Source organism: Streptomyces sp. NPDC090108 (genome assembly GCF_044747185.1).
GTDB lineage: Bacteria > Actinomycetota > Actinomycetes > Streptomycetales > Streptomycetaceae > Streptomyces.
In genome coordinates this window covers 122,896-141,523 of sequence record NZ_JBIVDQ010000002.1, presented here as the reverse complement: position 1 = coordinate 141,523, position 18,628 = coordinate 122,896, and the positions used below count along the sequence as shown (strand labels likewise).

General features: G+C 68.0%; 12 protein-coding genes and 6 pseudogenes. 12 read left to right on the top strand and 6 right to left on the bottom strand.

Features of this window, described 5'->3' with window-relative positions; all coding sequences use genetic code 11:
* The first annotated feature begins 21 nt into the window (after positions 1-21).
* Entirely contained in the window at positions 22-810 is a 789-nt protein-coding gene (locus tag ACIPRD_RS05970; protein WP_401560288.1) for an SAM-dependent methyltransferase, read from the top strand.
* Positions 811-861: 51 nt separating this feature from the next.
* Here ACIPRD_RS05970 and ACIPRD_RS05965 read toward each other — a convergent pair whose 3' ends face one another.
* Positions 862-1,620 carry a hypothetical protein gene (locus tag ACIPRD_RS05965; protein ID WP_401560286.1) on the bottom strand — a complete coding sequence of 253 codons (759 nt, stop codon included), beginning with the start codon at positions 1,618-1,620 and terminating at the stop codon, positions 862-864.
* A 187-nt stretch (positions 1,621-1,807) separates the two neighbouring features.
* On the opposite strand from ACIPRD_RS05965, the gene ACIPRD_RS05960 reads away from it, so the two are divergent.
* Genes ACIPRD_RS05960 through ACIPRD_RS05950 form a run of 3 tightly spaced genes read left to right on the top strand, consistent with a single transcriptional unit; the run spans position 1,808 to position 5,797 of the window.
* Positions 1,808-2,650, top strand: coding sequence for a vWA domain-containing protein (locus tag ACIPRD_RS05960; RefSeq protein ID WP_401560283.1), 843 nt, complete (start codon positions 1,808-1,810; stop codon positions 2,648-2,650).
* Positions 2,651-2,675: 25 nt separating this feature from the next.
* A complete protein-coding gene (locus ACIPRD_RS05955) occupies positions 2,676-3,530 on the top strand; it encodes a hypothetical protein (RefSeq protein ID WP_401560280.1) in 855 nt (284 codons plus the stop codon).
* Positions 3,530-5,797 carry a hypothetical protein gene (locus ACIPRD_RS05950; RefSeq protein ID WP_401560277.1) on the top strand — a complete coding sequence of 756 codons (2,268 nt, stop codon included), beginning with the start codon at positions 3,530-3,532 and terminating at the stop codon, positions 5,795-5,797. The genes ACIPRD_RS05955 and ACIPRD_RS05950 overlap by 1 nt, the downstream gene beginning before the upstream one ends.
* 160 nt (positions 5,798-5,957) lie before the next feature.
* On the opposite strand, the pseudogene ACIPRD_RS05945 reads toward ACIPRD_RS05950, so the two are convergent.
* Positions 5,958-6,230: pseudogene (locus ACIPRD_RS05945) on the bottom strand (MBL fold metallo-hydrolase); the annotation flags it as partial.
* Positions 6,231-6,553: 323 nt separating this feature from the next.
* Here ACIPRD_RS05945 and ACIPRD_RS05940 point away from each other — a divergent pair.
* Positions 6,554-7,065, top strand: a pseudogene (locus ACIPRD_RS05940) (transposase family protein); the annotation flags it as partial.
* A gap of 234 nt (positions 7,066-7,299) precedes the next feature.
* On the opposite strand, the gene ACIPRD_RS05935 reads toward ACIPRD_RS05940, so the two are convergent.
* The gene (locus ACIPRD_RS05935; RefSeq protein WP_401560274.1) at positions 7,300-8,088 is read right to left on the bottom strand and encodes a class I SAM-dependent methyltransferase; all 789 of its coding nucleotides are present in this window, start codon (positions 8,086-8,088) and stop codon (positions 7,300-7,302) included.
* Between the two features lie 1,088 nt (positions 8,089-9,176).
* Between ACIPRD_RS05935 and ACIPRD_RS05930 the strand changes: the two genes are divergently transcribed.
* From ACIPRD_RS05930 to ACIPRD_RS05900, 7 genes and pseudogenes are all read left to right on the top strand, one after another.
* Positions 9,177-10,304 carry a DUF6531 domain-containing protein gene (locus ACIPRD_RS05930; protein WP_401560271.1) on the top strand — a complete coding sequence of 376 codons (1,128 nt, stop codon included), beginning with the start codon at positions 9,177-9,179 and terminating at the stop codon, positions 10,302-10,304.
* Positions 10,301-10,354, top strand: a pseudogene (locus ACIPRD_RS05925) (hypothetical protein); the annotation flags it as partial. The gene ACIPRD_RS05930 and the pseudogene ACIPRD_RS05925, both read left to right, overlap by 4 nt.
* A gap of 138 nt (positions 10,355-10,492) precedes the next feature.
* Positions 10,493-14,560 carry an RHS repeat-associated core domain-containing protein gene (locus ACIPRD_RS05920; RefSeq protein ID WP_401561830.1) on the top strand — a complete coding sequence of 1,356 codons (4,068 nt, stop codon included), beginning with the start codon at positions 10,493-10,495 and terminating at the stop codon, positions 14,558-14,560.
* Complete coding sequence (locus ACIPRD_RS05915; protein WP_401560268.1) at positions 14,560-14,826, top strand: hypothetical protein; 267 nt, start codon at positions 14,560-14,562, stop codon at positions 14,824-14,826. The genes ACIPRD_RS05920 and ACIPRD_RS05915 overlap by 1 nt, the downstream gene beginning before the upstream one ends.
* A 66-nt stretch (positions 14,827-14,892) precedes the next feature.
* A pseudogene (locus ACIPRD_RS05910) lies at positions 14,893-15,093 on the top strand (IS3 family transposase); the annotation flags it as partial.
* A gap of 15 nt (positions 15,094-15,108) precedes the next feature.
* A pseudogene (locus ACIPRD_RS05905) lies at positions 15,109-15,332 on the top strand (IS3 family transposase); the annotation flags it as partial.
* A 126-nt stretch (positions 15,333-15,458) separates the two neighbouring features.
* On the top strand, positions 15,459-15,686 hold the full coding sequence (locus ACIPRD_RS05900) for an excalibur calcium-binding domain-containing protein (RefSeq protein ID WP_401561827.1): 228 nt from the start codon (positions 15,459-15,461) through the stop codon (positions 15,684-15,686).
* A gap of 692 nt (positions 15,687-16,378) precedes the next feature.
* Here ACIPRD_RS05900 and ACIPRD_RS05895 read toward each other — a convergent pair.
* The 3 genes and pseudogenes from ACIPRD_RS05895 to ACIPRD_RS05885 form a co-directional block, all read right to left on the bottom strand.
* The gene (locus ACIPRD_RS05895) at positions 16,379-16,921 is read right to left on the bottom strand and encodes an NUDIX domain-containing protein (protein ID WP_401560265.1); all 543 of its coding nucleotides are present in this window, start codon (positions 16,919-16,921) and stop codon (positions 16,379-16,381) included.
* A gap of 156 nt (positions 16,922-17,077) precedes the next feature.
* Positions 17,078-17,599, bottom strand: a complete 522-nt coding sequence (locus ACIPRD_RS05890) for a 2'-5' RNA ligase family protein (RefSeq protein WP_401560262.1) — start codon at positions 17,597-17,599, stop codon at positions 17,078-17,080.
* Positions 17,600-17,701: 102 nt separating this feature from the next.
* A pseudogene (locus tag ACIPRD_RS05885) lies at positions 17,702-18,556 on the bottom strand (IS5 family transposase).
* Positions 18,557-18,628 lie beyond the last annotated feature (72 nt).

The window sequence follows — 18,628 nt, the reverse complement described above, 5'->3', positions numbered from 1 at the left end:
TCGTACACGCTGGAGTCATGCATGACGGCAGGCCCCTCCTCCGAGAGCCGTATCGACACGAGCAGGCCTCATCCGGCACGTGTCTACGACTGGCTGCTGGGCGGCAAGGACAACTATCCGGCCGACGAGGAGGTGGCGTCGAAGCTGCCGCCGGAGGCGCGTCTCAACGCCAGGCGCAACCGGGCGTTCATGCACCGCGCCGCGGCCTGGCTGGCCGGCAACGGCGTCGACCAGTACCTCGACATCGGCACGGGCATCCCGACACGGCCGAACCTGCATCAGATCGTGCAGGCCGTGGTGCCGTCGGCGCGGATCGTCTACGCCGACAACGACCCCCTCGTCCTGCGGCACGCGGAGGCCCTGCTCACCAGCACTCCCGAGGGAGGAACCGACTACATCGAAGCCGATGTCCGCGACCCTGACGCCATCCTCGAACACGCCCGCGCCTTCCTGGACTTCACCCGGCCCGTCGCGCTGTCGATGAACGCGCTGATGCACTTCGTCACCGACGAGGACGATCCCTACGGCGTCACCCGGACCCTTCTCGACGCCCTGCCCCCGGGCAGCTGGTTCATGTTCTCCCACGGCACCACCGACGAACACCCGCACCTCGCCAGGTCGGTGACCACGACCTACCGCAAGGGCGAGATCCCGCTGCGGATGCGTACGCGGGCGGAGATCGAGCCGTTCTTCGAGGGCCTGGACCTGGTCGCCCCGGGTCTGGTGACAGCGACCCGGTGGTACCAGGACACTCCGGCTCCCGCCCAGGAACCGAGCGGCTTCTACGTCGGCGTGGCGCGCGTGCCGTAAGAACCCCCCGAGAACCAGATCCCCTTCACGTTCACCGCACCGCCCTCAGCCTCACCCCTCCACCAGGTTGCCGATGAGAGAGAGGAGAGCGTCGGCGCGATGCCGGTCATGCCCGGCGCCGCGCTGGACGACCAGGGCCCGGTGGACCTCCCGGAGCCGGGCGAGGGCGGCCGGCTCACCGTCCTGCACCTGTCCGAGCAGCGGATCCGTGACCAGGTCCAGGCAGGAACCGAGCAGCGCACGGGTGGCGGGTGACGGCGGAGCGGGGTCGGGAGCGGCGTAGGCGGTGGCAAGGTGACGCACGGGGTCGGTGAGGCTCCAGCCGACGACGGCGCCGCGCCGGACCAGGAGCGCCACGTCGGGCGCGATGCCGATGCGGGCGTCCAACGGCGCTTGGAGGACGTCGAGATCGCGCAGACAGGTCAGCACGCTGTCCCCGGGAGCCCGGCACAGCACGGTGCACGTCTCCTGCCGGAAGGCCCGCACCTCCTCCGCGCGGAGCCCGCCCCGGCGCACCGCGGGCAGGACCGGACCCCGGAGGGACGTCTCGGCACAGGCGGAGACGTACGGCATCTGGAGCTCGACGCCTGCCAGTTCCCGGCTGTCCGGGTCGAACCGCAGGACGTCGGGCGTGTCCCACAACCACTCCTGACTCCCGAAGGTGCCCCCGAGAAACCGCTCCCGCCCCCTCCGGTCCCCGTACGGCACGACGTCCACGGAGTCACCGGTGAAACGGGGCGGAATGCGCAGCGGTTCGTCGGTGACCGTGGCGAACCGGTCGTCGCCGAAGGTCACTTGGATGGTCATCATGCCTCGCCTGATCCGCTGCGCCGGGGCCGGGCAGTCCTCGTCCGCGGACATCCTGCCCCACACGAATTCCCGGCACGTCACCGGGATCGCCCTTGTCCGAGGCGCAGTTCGGGCCACTGGAGCGTGAAGATGGCGTGAACGTACTGGTCATTCGATATGGTGATCCCCTTCAGAGCAGGGGGGCGCAGTGCCGTACACCGCAGAGATCAGCCGCACCAATCCGGGTTGCTTCATCTTCCTCGTGGACCAGTCCGCCTCCATGAGCGACCCCATGGGCGCCGGTGAAGTCGCGCAGCAGCGCGCCACGGTCGTGTCCGACGCGATCAACCGTCTGCTGACCGAACTGTCCGTCAAGTGCGCCAAGGAGGAAGGGGTACGGGACTACTTCCATGTGGCCGTGATCGGGTACGGGCACAACCACGTGGGCTCCGCGTTCCAGGGCGCGCTGGCCGGACGCGACCTCGTTCCGCTGGGTGAGGTGGCCAACAACCCCGCACGCGTGGAGAGTCGTACCAAGAAGGTGCCCGACGGGGCCGGCGGCCTGGTCGAGACCTCCGTGCAGTTCCCGGTGTGGATGGACCCGGTGACCAACGGCGGTACGCCGATGACACGTGCCTTCGGCTACGCGGACAGCCTTGTGGCGAACTGGATCGAGGCGCACCCGGGCGGCTTCCCGCCTATCGTGCTCAACCTCACCGACGGCGAGTCCACCGACGGCGATCCCACCAGCGCCGCCATCGCACTGGCCTCGCATGCCACGGCCGATGGCGCGGTGCTCCTGTTCAACCTCCACGTGTCCGGCAGCGGCGGCACGCCGGTCACCTTCCCGGACAGCGAGGAGGGGCTGCCGGACGCGTACGCCCGGCTGCTGTTCCACATGTCCAGCGTGCTGCCCAGCCACATGCGCTCCTACGCGGCCTCGCAGGGGCACCGTGTCAGCGAGACCACCCGGGGCTTCGTCTACAACGCGGACATCACCTCCATCGTGGAGTTCCTCGACATCGGCACCCGCGCCACCGAGCTGCGCTGAACACCGGGACGGAGCTGCGCTGACCATGGAGGACGTCCCGGCTCTGCCGGAATGCCAGGTGCTACGGGTACCCAAGGCGGGCAACACCCTCGCCGAGTGCGAGGACGCCGGGCTGTCCTGGTCCGGGGACGCACGGACCGACGATCACGGCCGCACCGTCGTCCCCCTGTACGCGGCGGTGTCGGACGGCGCCTCGGAGAGCCTGCTCGCGGGCGCCTGGGCGGAGCGCCTCGTCACGGACGCCGTCGAATCGATGTCCCTCAACCGCGACTGGTGGGACGAGGCGGACACCTTCGTCCCGGACCTCATGCAGCGGTCCGCACTCCGCTGGAAGGTGTACCTGGAGAGGTACCGGGAGGAGCGCGAGGCCCGGGGCCGGCCCATCACCTGGTACGAACAGCCCGGTCTGGAAAAGGGTGCGTTCGCGACCGTGCTGGGAGTGGAGGTTCGGGCCACCGAGGACGGTGACGGCGAAGTCCACCGGTCCTGGCACGCCTTCGCCCTGGGCGACAGCTGCCTGTTCCACCTGCGGGACGGTGCCGTCCTGCGGGCCTTCCCCGTCGAGGACGTCGAAGGCTTCGGCATCACCCCCCAGCTCCTCGGCAGTCGTAACCATGACACGGCCCTGGTGGCCGAGCGGCTGCAGTTCGCCCACGGCACCCTGGCACCGGGCGACGAGGTGCTGCTCGCCAGTGACGCGCTGGCCGCCTGGCTGCTGTCCCCCGACCACGGGCACCGGACGCCGGGCACCGTGCTGGCCACACTCGCCGATGCGGGCGACGAGTCCTTCACGGAGTGGGTGGAGGACCAGCGGGCGCGCGGACTCATGCGCAACGACGACGTGACCCTTGTCCGGATACGGGTGAGAACGGAGGCGTGATGGCTGTGTCCCGCGGCGGTCGCCCCGCCACCGCGGCCGGTGGGGTCCGGAAGTTCCCCACGGGCGCGAAGTACGCGGAGGCCCTGCAACACCCTGAGCTCTGCTTCCGCGATCCCGATCTCCAGCACGGAACCGTCCAGCAGAGCCCCGTCCTCGGACCCAAGGCGATCTCCGGCAATTTCGCCAGCGTATTCTCCGTCACCGCGCGCGACGGGCAGCGCTATGCCCTGAAGTGCTTCACCCGTGACACCTCCGCCATCGGCAGCCGTTACACCGCGATCAGCGCTGCGCTGCGCGCACTCGACACCAGCAGCCTCTCCCAGCCGTGGCCCGTGCGCTTCGAGTTCCTGGAGCAGGGTGTGCTGGCCCTCGGCGACTGGTTTCCGGTGCTCCGGATGGCATGGGTGCAGGGCACCGACCTCATCTCGTGGATCGACCGCCACCGCCACGACTCGACTGCCGTCCAGGCCCTGGCCGACCGCTTCCTCGCGATGGTGGGCGACCTGGACGACCACGGCATCGCCCACGGCGACCTACAGCACGGCAACATCATCGTGGCGGACGACGGCACCCTGCGTCTCGTCGACTACGACGGCATGTACGTCCCCGCGCTCAAGGGTGAGGCCGCGACGGAGAACGGCCACCGCAACTATCAGTCGCCGGAGCGCGGCGCCGCCGACTTCGGGCCCGCCATGGACCGTTTCTCGGCCTGGCTCATCCACCTCTCCCTGCTCGCCGTCGCCGTCGACCCCGGTCTGTGGACCCAGCTCCACGACGCCCAGGGCGAGTACCTGATCCTGTCCGAGCCCGACTTCAAGGACCCTGCGACCTCACTGGCCTGGCCGCTGCTGCTCAATCACTCCGAGCAACGGCTTCGCACGGAGGCGGCCCGCGTTCAGGGATTCCTCGGGCAACCCTGCTCCAAGCTGCCCCGCCTGACAGCCGACGCGCTCCGGGTCCCCAGCTCACCCGGCATGCGGAAGAACGGCACCGCGGCCCCTGCGGCCCCTGCGGCAACGGGCGGTATGGCGGGTACGGCGGGTACGCCCGCACCGGCGCCCGCACCCGCCGGGGGCATCCCGACGTGGCTCGTGGACCGCGTATCGTCCGCCCCCGCCACAGCAGTGCCGGCCTCCGCGTCCGCGCCCGCCATCACGGGCTTCGCCGGGCGCCGCCCCCGCGATCTGGCGGCCGCGGCCACCGCCCTGCTGAGCACCGCCGCGCCCGGCGTGCTCTCCGTCGCCGCCGGACAGCCGGGCGGCCACCTGCCCGCAGCCCAGGGAGCCGCCCTGCTCACCTCGGCCGCCGTGATCGCCGTGGGCCGGCGGCTCAGGCCGGAGTACCGGACGGCCCGCCGGCGGGCCCGGGGGCTGAGCCGCCGGGCCCGCGAACTCAGGGACCCGGCAGGCGCCCACCGGCGGCTGGAGCAGGAGATCCAGAAACTGGACGCCTCCGCCGCCAAGGACGGCGCGGCCACCGACAAGCGGGTCCAGACCCTCCAGACCGACCTGCGTGACGGACTGGCCCGCATCACCATGGAGCTGAACCGCCGCACCGACCAGTCCCGCAAGCGCAAGGCGGAGCTGCCCGCCAGAGAGAAGAGCCTGATCGCCGCCGCGCTGGAACCCGCGGTGCGCCGGCACGTCGAGGCGAAGCTGCGCGCCACCTCGATCCAGGACGCGCGGTCCCTGCCGAACATGGGGGCCAAGACCGTCGGGGCCCTGGTGCAGGCGGGCATCCGCACGGCGGCCGACTTCACGGGGGTGGCCTACTCCCAGGGGCAGGGTTCCGGGAGCCGAATCGCCTACTTCGTCCGCCCGGGCGGCCACCACGTCCGCGTGTCCGGTGTGGGCGAAGCACGGGCGACCGCCCTCGAGGTGTGGCGCCAGTCCCTGGAGCAGCGGGCCAGGGCCTCCGCGCCCTCCAAGCTGCCCGGGCCGGACCTGGCGAGGATCCGGACGGAGATGGCCGCGCTGCGGGCACGGTACGACCAGGAGGTGAAGCAGGCGGAGAGCACGGCCCAGCAGGATCGGGACGCCCTTCAGAAGCGGATCACCGACGAACGGCAGCGGCTCACGGCAGACCGTCAGCAGCGCGCCATGGAGACCCAGCGCAAGCGCGCCGAACTGTTGCAACGCCAGAAGCAGCTGAGCGGCGCGGAGGCCGAACGCGCGCGGGTCACGGGCGAACTTCGGACGGCGCGGAAGGAAACCCGCCGCGATCTCGGCATCCGGAAATACATGACCTTCCTGCTGACGGGCCACTGAAACGGACCCGCGAGCCTGCTGAGCCCCCGTCCCGCTCCTCGCCGAGCAGCCGTCCCACGAGCGGGTCCCCGGATCCGCCGCAGTGCGGATGACAGGTTCCCCTGTAGCCCGGTCGTGCGGCAGATCCCTACGAGCGGGCCGGTCTCACGCCGACCCGATGTCAGACGTCGCCCGCGAAGTCCAGATCCTCGTGTCGTTCCTCGGTGGCGGCCGCCACCGTGGGCCGGGGCTCGCGCCACGGGTGGGGGATGGGGCCGGACACGGACTGCCACCACGGATCCGTGGGAATCTGCCCGGCCGGCTCGAAAGGCTCGCCCGGCCGAGGAGAAGCAACGGCCTGCCCGACCTCCTCGGCCGCGTCCCTGGTCCACTCCCCCGGCTCCGCCCACGGGTGGAAGGCCAGGTTGAAGGTTCCCCAGTGGATCGGCAGCAGCCGCGTTTGCCGGTTTTGCTAACCGGCAAACGCGTTTCTCCAAGGCGCCATCAGCACCCGCCCCTGTTTCACCGCGATGGCAGCGGCGGTGCGTGGCCGCTCGTCCGCGCGACCCGTATGGCGGCCATGTCTACACACCGGGTCTGCTGCAGGTTCGGGTGACAGGTTCGCACGCGGCCTGGAGAGCCGGTGTAGGCATGACGGTCTCGAATTCGAAGGGGGTTAAGGTCCATCCCGTAACTGAGCCTCTTTCATCCTGTACTGGCGGGCGAAATGGGCTGGTCGGCGGGTCTGGTGACGAGGCAGGGCCCCTCGTCGTTGGCGTGGTGATCTCACTCATCACACCGGCGACCGAGGGGCCCTGTTGGTTCCGTATCCTTCCATGCTCGACGTCCCGTACGAGCTCGTCGAGCATGTCTCCTGGCCCGTCTACGCCCGAAGGCGTTAACTGCGATCGCCTTGGCGGAAGTTGAGCTGCTTCAAGCAGGCTCTCCTCGCCCTGACGCATCTACGAAAGAATGAGACATATCGGCAGGTCGGCGCCGATTTCGGGGTGTCCGAGACAACCGCCTGGCGCTACGCCGACGAGACGATCGAGATACTCGCCTCCTGGGCACCCGGCCTGCACGAAACCCTGACCGGACTCGGTGACGGCGACTTCGTGATCGTCGACGGCACCCTCATCCCCACTGACCGCATCAGGGCGGACGAACCGTACTACTCCCAGAAGCACAAGAAGCACGGCATGAATGTCCAGGTCATCGCACGGCCGGACGGAACCCCACTCTGGTTCTTGCGTGCCACACCGGGACGCACCCACGACCTGACTGCGGCATCGTCCAGGCAATCCACACCCTCCTGACCTGCATACATTCAGGATGAAAGAGGCTCACTGATGAGCTGACGGTAAGGCAGATCGCGAGCTGCTTCTAGCCTCAGCTTGAGCAGGTCAGATGCAGGGTGAGGACCGCACCCGCAGCAACCGCTTCAAGCGCTGAACACTTCGCGAAGAACTCGCTGCAGGCGGTCGCGAGCCGGCAGGTCGGCACCGACAACGACGAAAGGCGGATCAGCGCGCCGGCTCAGACGCGCCTCGCGCCTGGTCGTGGCTGGCGACCACCAGGTATCCATCGCTCTCGGGATCGAAGGTGGTGGACTGCACCGTGAGCCCGACACTGCGCAACTGCGCCACGAGGTCCTCGTACCGGTAGGGCCAGATGGACAACCGCTCCGAGCAGGCTCGCACTGCCCCGTCCGGCTCGATCTGGGCGACCACGATCTCGAGGAAGTTTTCCTGCTCCCACCGCTGATCGATCTGCCAGTAGTAGCTGACGACCGCATCACGGTCGTTGCGGCGGATGAGTCGATCACGGACGTCTACCCGTGAGCCAGCGGACCGCACGAGCTCCCAGTTGCGTGAGTGGAGCACAAGGCGTCCGCCCGAATTCAGCAGCCGCGACATTGCTTCCAGTGCGGTCAGGCGCCCGGCTGCGCCCTCAGCGTGCCCGAGCGAATTGCCGACGCAGAACACCAGATCGAACGTGGAGTCCTCCAGGTGGTCGGGCAGCTCGTCCCAGCTCGCGCGGAGGGCTCGAAGCGACACACCCTGTTCGTCGGCGGCCTTCTCGGTCCGACGAACCATCCCGCTGCTGGCGTCTGCGGCGACCACGTCAAGGCCAAGACTCGCGAGACCGACGGCGAGCTGGCCGGTTCCACACGCACAGTCGAGGACGCGCGCGTCGGGCAGCAGAGAGCCCACGACATCGCTGTAGTAAACCGCGGCTGCCCTGGCGGGGGTCAACCTGTCGTCCCCGATCAGCCACTCGTATACGTCGCAAAGCGCCCCATAACCAGCCACCGCGATAACCTCCTTCACTCGACGACACACGGGCTAGACCGCGCCTGCGATTTGGACCTTGCACTGTGCCGGGCCGTGTCAGCAAAGCAGTGAGCAGGACCCAACCACTTCCGGCCGCTGAGGCTCCACCGGATTTTGTGGGAAACCGCGGCACGCCGCACCGACGCAGGTCCCCACTCCACCGGTGCCCCATCGGCCACGATGGGGACCGCGGCCGGCAAGCACGCGTTCACTGCAGGGAGCTTTAGGCACAGCCGTCCAAACTGATTGCCGAAACGCCGCGTCCGGATGAAGGGCCGTCAGCGGTGGTCCGGGCCGACAGGCACACCTTTTTTCCACGGCACCACGGTCCATCAGGCGGAAGGACTGAACAACTTCCAGTGACCCTCGGAGACCACTTCTACGGCGCCGTCGGCCACCTTGATGGCGGTCTGATCATCAATCGCATACGCCGGTCCTCCGATCCCGGCCGCCGACTGGGCGGAGACGTGGGTGGGCCATATCAGATCAAGACGCCCTGCGCGGCGGCCGCTTCCGTCGCCACGGCGGGCCGCCTCGGGGGCGGGGGCGCCGGATCTGAGGGCGTTCCAGGCCGTCGCGACGGGCCCACTCCGCGGCCGTGCTGTCGGACGGATAACGACGGCGGCGTGTCGAAGACAGCATGAGCGGGCCCCGAAAAAGCGGTGGGCGGGGACTATTTCGTCGCACCCCCGCTGGCCTACGCCGCCGGACCGGGACACGAGGAATCAGAAGAGACCGAGAGGGCTTTTCGTTAGGAGTTCTAACTGAACCGGCGTTGCCGGTAGCCGTCGGCCTGGGCACCCGACCCCATCGGGTCCCGATCCCAGCACTCTGACACGTTCACGCCATTTTCGACTGCGGCACTCCGTCGTCGCCCCTGTTGGCCAGGCGTTGCACAGCACGCTTTCGCAGCTCACCGACGCTTTCAGACAACCCACAGGCCGCAGGTTTCTCTGCGGCCCCGTCAGCCAAAGATCCCTGTTGCGCCTTCACGACTTGATCACAGGGGATCCACAGTGCATACACGAGCACGAAGGTTAGTCGTCACGCTCCTGACCCTGGCCCTAGTGGCCATCGCAGGCGTGGCACCGTCATGGGCCCTTCCGAACAGGACGGCTGCGTCGCTCGCGTCCTCTGTGGTGAAGCCGAGGACTGCGGCTGATCTTCCGAAGCCGCCGAAGGCGATGACGCTGGCCGATCGACGCAGTCAGGTGACGCACGGCCAGGGGCTGGTGTCGCCGATGCGGGGCTATGTGCGGCCGCGGCCGATGAAGCCGGGTCTGCGCCCGCATGCTAGACCCGCAACCCGCCCGGGCAAGGACCTGCGCAAGGGGCCGGCCGCGCATCGGTCGGGCAGCGGCAGCGCCCTCGCGCCGCGGAGTGCCGCGGCGACGCCCGACCCGGCGTGGGTGACGGCGTACGCGACGGCCTATCCGGGATACATGTCGATCGGCGGGAACCTGCAGTTCGGCTCCGGCACGGCGGCCACGTACTCCGGTATGTGGCTGTATGTCATCGACTCGGCAGGCAACTTCGTCGTCCAGCAGGAGATCAAGAAGTCCTCCGGTGACCCGGCTGGCAAGTTCCTGGAGACGGGGGCCTGGTGCTACGGATGGTGGCCGGCCAATTCCTACCCGGCGAACCAGTGCTTCTGGTGGGCGTCGAACCAGCCCGGCGGTCCGCTGCAGGACGGCAAGAAGTATTACGCCTGGATCTTCATGGATGGTACCGACGGCACCGCCAGTGCGAACGGCACAACCTCGCCGTACGCGACCGCCTTCTACACACCGGACATCCCGGGCGCGGAGGTGGGCATCTGCACGTGCTATGCACAATCGCACCGGGCGGACCCGGTGAACACCGCCACGGGCACGTATTTCGAGAAGGCTACCGACGCACGCTTGGTCGGTGCGGGCAAGCCGCTGACCCTCGACCGCTACTACCGTTCGGACTCGACGGCCGTGGGACTGCTGGGGCCGGGCTGGACGACACCGTTCGACTCTAAACTGACACTCGGCTCGAACACCGCCACGCTGCTCACTACGGACGGTTCGCAGATCGTCTTCGCGAAGCAGAGCGACGGTACATACGCTGCGCCAGCGGGCACGCTCTTGAAGCTGACCGCGTCAGGGGGACTTACACCGTCACCGACGAGGACCATTCGGCGAGCTTATTCACCAGTGGCGGCCAGTTGACGGCCCTGGACGATGCCAGTGGTCACGGTCTGGCCCTGTCGTACTCCTCGGGACGTCTGTCCTCGGTCACTGATGCCGCCGGACGCTCCACTGCTTTCACGGTGGGCTCAGACGGGCTGCTGAGCAAGGTCACACTTCCGGATGCGACGACGGTCGGGTACGGGTACACCTCCGGGTTGCTGACCTCGGTGACTGATCCAGCGGGCAAGACCACGAGGTACGGGTACGACTCGGCGAAGCGGCTCACCACCGTGACCGACCCGAGCGGCGGGAAGATCGCCAACGGCTACGACGCCAACGGCCGGGTGAACAGCCAGACCGATGCGAACGGCAGGAAGACCACCTTCGCCTGGGATGGCAGCCGTACCTCGAACACTACCGATGCCGACGGCGGAGTGTGGTCGGACGTCTACTCCGGCAACGTGCTGATGGAGAGCATCGACCCCTACGGCAACCAGGTCTCCTACGACTACGACAAGTCGCTCCACCCGGTGGACTCCACCGACCGGCTCGGTAACACCACCACGATGACCTATGACAGCGCGGGGAACATGCTAACCCGCACCGCGCCGTCATCCTTGGGCGTCAGCGAGAGCTGGACGTACGACGCAGCCGGCAATGTCGCCACCCACACCGACGGCCGCGGCAACACCACCGCGTACACGTACAATTCCGCCAAGCAGGTAGCCACCGTTACTGACCCGGCGACGGGGAAGGTGAGTTACACCTACACCTCGCTCGGCGCGCTCGACTCGGTCACGACCCCGCGGGGCAAGAGGACGACCTACGGATACGACGCGGCCGGCAACCGGACGTCGGTCACCACGCCGCTGGGTGAGAAGACGACCTTCACCTACGACGCCGCCGGGCACATCCTGTCCAAGACCGACCCGCGCGGGAATGTCTCCGGCGCGGACCTGGCCGCCTACACCACGACCTACGCCTACGATGCGCGAGGGTTGCTGTCGTCGGTGACCGACCCGCTGGGGCATGCGACCAACTACGGCTACGACGACGCCGGGCAGCTCACCTCCGTCAAGGATGCCACAGGCCACACCACGTCATACACCCACGATCCGGCCGGGAACGTCCTGACCAGCACGGACCCCGCGGGGAAGGTCACCACCAACACCTATGACTCGGCGGGCAACCTCGCCTCGGTCACCGACCCGCTCGGCAACACCACGACCTACGCCTACAACAAGAACGGGCAGCTGCTCAGCACGGTCTCGCCGCGCGGCAACGGCACAGGCGCCAACAAGGCGGCTTACACCACCAGTTACGCCTACAACGCCAACGGCAACCAGACGCAGGTTACCGACCCGACCGGAGCGGTCACCAAGTCCGCTTACGACGCCTTGGACCGGGTCGTGTCAGTAACCGATCCGCTCGGTCACGTTACCAAGACCACTTACGACGGCAACAACAACGTTGCCACCACCACCGACCCGCTGGGGAAGGTGACGACGTACACCTACGACACGGCCGACCGACAGAAGTCGGTGAAGGACCCACTGGGGAAGGTGACGTCGTACGGGTACGACGCGGACGGTAACCGCACCAGCCAGACATCGCCGCTCGGATTCGTCACCTCGTGGACGTTCGACGCCGACGGGCGGATGCAGACCGAGGTCGATCCTCGAGGCAACGCCTCCGGAGCAGATCCCACGAAATACACCACGACGTACGGCTACGACCCGGCGGGCAACCAGACGACGGTCACTGACCCGCTCGGCAAGAAGACCGTCTCCGCCTACGACACGATGAACCACAGCACGTCAGTGACCGACCCGCTGGGACGGGTCACGAAGACTGGTTACGACGAGCTGGGCCGGATCGCGAAGGTGACCGGTCCGGACGGGGCCGCGACCACCTACTCGTACAACGTCACGGGCACGCTGGACACGCGCAAGGACCCCAACGGGCACACCACGACGTACGGTTACGACGGCGCCGGACGGCAGACGGGCGTCACCGACCCGTTGGGCCGCAAACAGTCGTTCGGGTACGACGCGGACGGCAACACCACCACGGTCACCGACGCCCGCGGCATCATCGCCACCACCACCTTCGACGCGCGGAACCTGCCGACGGCGACGACCTACAGCGACTCCACCCCAGCCATCAGCTACACCTACGACGCAGCCCGGCAGCACAAGACCGTCACCGACGGAACCGGGACGCGAACCTTCGGGTACGACCTGGACGGCCGGCTGACGTCGGTGACCCCGTCGACAGGCAAGGGCGCCTTCGCCTACACCTACGATGACGACGGGCGGATCACCTCCCGCGCCCAGGACTACACCGCCACCGCTCCGGCATCGGGGCAGAAGACGACGTACGGCTACGACGACGACTCCCGCCAAACCTCCCAGACCGGCCCCGCTGGCACCGTCTCCTACGCCTACGACCAGGCCGACAACCTCACAACGACCACACTGCCCGCCGCGAACGGGTACACGGAGAAAAGGTCCTACGACAACGCCGGACACCTAGCCTCCATCGGCAGCGTCAAGGGCACCACCACCCTGGCAAATTGGCAACTCACCCTCGACGGCGCCGGCCAACCCACCCGCGTGGACTTCACCCGGCTCGGCAAACCCGCCTCGTACGAGTACTACACCTACGACAGCGCCGGACGGCTGCTGACCGACTGCACCTCCGCCACCGCCGCCGCCCAGTGCCCCGATACCACAGCCAGCATCGCCTACACCTACGACAGTGTCGGCAACCGCCTCACCTCGACCACCGGCGGTACCGCCACTACCTACACCTACGACGCGGCCGACCAGCTGAATACCGCCGCCACCGGCACTACCACCCGCACCTACACCTACGACGACAACGGCAACCAGACCAGCGACGGCACCAACACCTTCACCTACGACGCCGCCAACCGTCTCGCCTCACTCACCACGCTCAGCGCCACCTACACCTACGGTTACGACGCCGACGGCAACCGCACCACCGCCTCAAAAACCGGCACCGGCCTGCTGCGCACTAGCCTCTGGGACCCTAACAACAGCCTGCCCCAGGCCGCCGCGGAATACAGCGGCTCCGGCAGCCTCATCGCCGCCTACCAGGACAACCCCCTCGAACAGATCCAGTCCCAGACGACCGCCGACGGCTCCGCCTACTTCTACCACCACGACCAACTCGGCTCGGTCACCGACCTCACCGACGCCACCGGCAACCTCCAGACCAGCTACACCTACACCGCCTACGGCCAACTCACCCAGACGAACGCCGCCGCCAGTCCCCCCACTAACCGCTTCACCTACACCGGCCAGTACAAAGAACCCACCACCAACGCCGCCGGCTACTACCTCCGCGCCCGCAGCTACGACCCCACCACCGGCCGACTCACTGCCCAGGACCCGATCCGGCCCGGCATCGCCGAGCCCTACACCTCCGCCTACACCTACGCCGGTGACCGGCCGACCTACGCCGTCGACCCCTCGGGCCAGAGCTGGTGGGACCCCATCACCTCAGCCTTCAAGGATTTCGGCACCGGCCTGAAAGAGGGCGCCGAATCCCCCTTCATCTTCATCGGCGACCTCGCCGACGCCCTCTCCGGGCGCAACGGAGGCGCGGGGGGCTTCCTCGACAAGTACTTGCCCGTCCGCCCCGCCTACCGCCTCTACCGCGCCTCGTTCATGTTCTATGAGCAGGGGTGCGAGGAGCTGTCGGACCTCTACTCCAAGGCGGCTGACCAACTCGCCCAGCAGATCCTCCTCGTCGGCATCGGCGGACTGACCGGCTGGGAGCGGGCCGCCGTATTCCCGGAAGAGGCTGAGGTTGCGGTCGGGAACCTGCGGTTCGGCCCCGGCGGCGGAGGTGTCACGCTCGGATACGGCGGCATCACGTACAAGACCCCCATCACCCCTCAGCTCAGGGCACTTGTGAACCCTCAGGGTGGCGAGACGAACTGCCGTGCATGTGCTGTTGCAGTCGATCGCCTGCTGGCTGAGGGAGCCCCATCCTCCGCTCCCGGCGCTCTCATGGAAGGCTCCACAGGGCCGATCGAGGCGTTGTACGGCGGAAGGAAGTTCAAGTCGTCGACGATCTCGGGCATCGTCCATGAGATCAAGACATCGGGGGATGGTGCCAGAGGTATCGTGATGGGCCAGAAGGGACGGCAGGCCCATGTTTTCAACGTCGTGAACGTCGAGGGGGACGTGGTGTTCCTGGACGGTCAGTCAGGTCACGCTGATCTCTCAACGTGGCGGAACTTCTCCCTCCTCAGGACGGACTGATGCTGGACATGGAACACGCGGCCAGGCTCGCGCAGGAGTTTCTTGACCGGGAGGTGAGCCACGAAGGCATGGCCTTCGCGCTCGTTGAAGGAGAGTATGCCCAGGTCGAAGGTACATTCTACTTCGACTGCCAGTCGGTCGCCTACCTCCACAGCGGAGATCCATCCGACATGGCCGTCGGCACCGGCTACATTTGCGTGGACGGAGAGACTGGGCACTGCCGGCTTATGGGAGCCGTGGAGTCAGCAAAACTCAACCTCTTTTGATCTACCTCTCTGCACCTGAATCGCCCCGGGTGAAGTGGAGACTCGATTCCATGGAGGGATTGAGCCATGGCACAACCCTCCCGTTACTCGCTTGAGCTGCGGCGTCGCGCGGTGCGCATGGTCGCCGAAGTCCGCGGTGACTACCCGAACGAGACGGCCGCCTTGCAGGCGGCCGTCGACGAGCTTGGCATCGGTTCCCGCGAGACGCTGCGAAACTGGGTGAAGCAGCACGACGTCGACGCGGGCCAGCGGCCGGGGACGACGACGGAGGGGTCCGCCCAGATCAAGGCGTTGAAGAAGGAGAACGCCGAACTCAAGCGGGCCAACGAGATGCTGAAGGCAGCGGCGAGTTTCTTCGCGGCCGAGCTCGACCGGCCACACCCGCGCTCGTAGCGTTCATCGACGAGCACCGGGACCGCTTCGGTGGGGTCGAGCCGATCTGCAGGACGCTCACCGAGCACGACTGCAAGATCGCCCCTTCCACGTACTACGCCCACAAGAAACGCCTGGATCACCGGCCGCGGCCGGGTCGTCGTATCTCCGTCACGGCGGTCGGCGCGCTCGCGGCGATCACGCTGACCGCGTGCGGCGGCAACGGGCCTCCGGAGCATACGTTCGACGTCGCTCCCTATGTGCACAAGGGACACGTTGTCGACTGCGACGCGTTCAAGGCCCAGGCCGACGCGCAGGCGGTGCTGCGAGCGGACTCACTCGACCCGAACGGACTCGACCGGGACGGCGACGGCATCGCGTGCCCGGGCCTTCCCGCGCCGACGGACAGGAAGCCGGTCCACCGGGACTTCATGACCGACAAGGACGGCGCGCCGATCACCAAGGCGATCAAGCCGTCGCCGACGTAGCAAGGGTTTGCTGTGGCGCGTACACGCGGTGCCGGCGCGGGGGAATCCACCTGTCCGGACGATCACGAACGGCCCCCTCCGACTTCCGCCGGATCACGGCGTGTGAGACGCCCGTGAGACGGCGAAGACCCGGCTCGGTGGATTTCACCAGCTGGGGCTTCGCCGCGCCCTGGGGCGGCCAGTTCCGCTGGTCGTCCTCGGGCTCTCCGCCGACGGCGGGCAGGCCGGGTTCAGCAGGGGTCCTGCTGATCCGCAGGCGCCCGTCCGTGCCAAACAGCTCAACCAGCTGGAACGGACGGGCACGGGCCGCACTGCGGCCGGAGGCTCTCCGACGGTCACCCGCGCCCCTCCAGGCCAGCCACACGATCTTGCCCCAGCGCCGCTCGTCCGTGCCCCAGCCGGCGGCCAGCGCCGCCACGAGACGCAGGCCGCGCCCACGCTCTTCGTTGTCGTCCAACTCGCGCTGCACCGGCCGCGCCCTGGGGACGCTCACGACTGTTGCTCCAAGCCGGTCGCGGACCGGGCTGTTGAAGGTGCTCCTGTGCGCGGTGAGTCAGGCATCGACGTGATCGCCGTCGTCGACCCCACCCCGGCCCGCGCGGAGGCCGCCCGCAGCGCCGGGCTGCGCGCATACGCCACCTACGCAGCGCCCGGGTTGCTGTGTCCACCGGGTACGTCCCAGGAGGGGCCCGCTAGGAGATGGTGGTGCGCTGTGCGGTGAGCAAGACCGCCGCAAGGGTTCCGGCTTCGGTGATTCGACCGTCGCCGCACATCGCTACCGCCTCCTCCAACGCGACCCAGCGCAACTCCATGTCGGCTTCGCTCGCGTCCCGGTGGTGCTCGCCGATGCTCAGGTTTCGGGCGATGTACAGGTGTTCACGGGTGCGTGCACCAGCCGGCATCCGCCACATCACCGTCAGCAGCTCGACCTCGGCGGCGCAGATCCCGGCCTCCTCGGCCAGCTCTCGGCGGGCAGCCTCCAGCGGGTCCTCGCCGAGCTCGCATCCGCCCCCGGGACACATCAGTAGACGCTGCCCGCACACGTAGACGTTCTCCTCCACCAGGGCGATCCGTCCCCGGTCATCGAGGGCCACGACGCGCACACCGTCGACCGACTCGATGTACTCGTAGGCGCCCAGGCTCTGGTCGGAACGCCGGACGGTGTCGCGGCGCACGACCAACCGTATCCCCGAATACCCCACAGTTGACGAGACCGTGCTCCAGCCATCGATCATGCTGACTCCTCCCGGCAGTGTGTGCCTGCAGGAGGCACAACGGTCTGCGACGTGACGAAGGTACGGTTGCGGGAGAGAGGCGAGTAGCAGGCATCGCCGTCTCTGCGGACGGGCACCGTCTCGGCCGCCTTCTGCCAGCCGCCCCCATACCTCAGGCTAGGCGAGCGGTGCTTCCTCCACGGTGTCCCAGCGGTAGGCGTCAGCCTCTCGTCTCATCATCACCAGGTCCACCTTGGTGACGTGGAGTGTGGAAGGGGGCAGCTTCCGCAGGGGCGCGAGGACGGTTCGTACGTCTGCGGCTGGACACCGGCGGGAGGAGTAGGCGACGCCGACGTGTGGTCTCAGGTGGCTGGTGGGTTTCATCAGTCCGAGTCCGGCGCCCGCGGTCGCCTGGGCAAGGTGGGCGTGCAGGGCGAGAAGCGGGGTCCAAGGGGCGATGCTGTAGCGGACCGCGCCCCTGGATGCCGTGATGGGGATGGCGGTCAGGTCGAAGGCGGTCGACATGCCTGCACGAATGGCGCCGAGCAGCTCGTGAACTGCTCGGAGGGAAGTGGTCTCGGTGTCACCGATTCGTCCCAGGGTCAGGTGGATGCCGTCGTCGGGTATCGGGTCGTAGGGCAGGTGGCTGATGGCGGCCTGAAGTTGAGGGATCTGGTCGCCGAACGCGGTGGTGGGCATCGTCAGCAGCCAGTAGTAGGCGCGGGTGCCGGGCTTCCAGTCGGGCCGCTGCCAGTGATTTGTGATCTCGCTGATCTGCTCGAATGCCGCCCAGGTCCGGCATCAGCGCAGGCCGTTACCCTGCTGCGCGTGGCCTTCGACGTGGTTGCACTTGGTCAGTCGGCGGTAGCCGATGAGAGCAGCGGCTATTCCGACGAAGGCGAGGAAGTGCTCGGGCTTGCGTTCGTAGCGGCGGTGCAGGCGGCGGCAGCCTGCCAGCCAGGACACGGTCCTCTCGACGACCCAGCGGTGGCGACCAAGCCGCTTTGATGACTCGATTCCCTTGCGGGCCATGCGGTGTCGGATGCCACGTTGGCGAAGCCATTTCCGCAGGTGGTCGTAGTCGTAACCCTTGGCCGGCGTGCAGCTTGGCCGGCCGTCGGCGGCGGGGGCCACGGCGGGAGCGGATGGGCGGGATGCCCCGCACGAGCGGTTCGAGGCCCTGGCTGTCGTGCATGTTGGCACCGGAGATGCCCAGCGACAGCGGCAGTCCATTGCGGTCGGTGATCAAGTGGATTTTCGATCCCGCCTTGCCACGGTCGGTCGGATTCGGTCCCGTCAGTGGCCCCCTTTTGCCGCCCGGATGCTGACGGAGTCGATCGCGCACCGCGACCAGTCCAACTCCCCGCAGGCTCCGAGTTCATCGAGGACAACGCGGTGGAGTTTCGCCCACACCCGAGCCCGGCTCCACTGGGCAAAGCGCCGGTAGACGGTGGGCCAGGCCGGACCGAACACTGGCGGGAGCTGTCGCCACGTGCAGCCCGAGGTGGCCACAAAGATGATCGCCGCCAGGGTCTCGCGGTCACCGGCCCGCCGCCGACCCCCGCGCTGCGGACGCTTCACCTCCGTCGGCGGCACCACTCGCCGAAACAACACCCATAACTCGTCCGGCACCAACCGCCCAACCAGATCCGTCATGCACGGTTCAACTAGTGATCACGCCATAAGAAACGATGTCTTAGGCTGCTCCCTTGCTGATCAAGTCGTCTT

What these genes read in the sequence shown, in the direction of transcription:
- ACIPRD_RS05915 (WP_401560268.1), top strand. Translation starts at nt 14,560, where the DNA reads ATGCTGGACATGGAACACGCGGCCAGGCTCGCGCAGGAGTTTCTTGAC.
- ACIPRD_RS05895 (WP_401560265.1), bottom strand. Translation starts at nt 16,921, where the DNA reads ATGATCGATGGCTGGAGCACGGTCTCGTCAACTGTGGGGTATTCGGGG.
- ACIPRD_RS05965 (WP_401560286.1), bottom strand. Translation starts at nt 1,620, where the DNA reads ATGATGACCATCCAAGTGACCTTCGGCGACGACCGGTTCGCCACGGTC.
- ACIPRD_RS05970 (WP_401560288.1), top strand. Translation starts at nt 22, where the DNA reads ATGACGGCAGGCCCCTCCTCCGAGAGCCGTATCGACACGAGCAGGCCT.
- ACIPRD_RS05890 (WP_401560262.1), bottom strand. Translation starts at nt 17,599, where the DNA reads ATGCCCACCACCGCGTTCGGCGACCAGATCCCTCAACTTCAGGCCGCC.
- ACIPRD_RS05955 (WP_401560280.1), top strand. Translation starts at nt 2,676, where the DNA reads ATGGAGGACGTCCCGGCTCTGCCGGAATGCCAGGTGCTACGGGTACCC.
- ACIPRD_RS05950 (WP_401560277.1), top strand. Translation starts at nt 3,530, where the DNA reads ATGGCTGTGTCCCGCGGCGGTCGCCCCGCCACCGCGGCCGGTGGGGTC.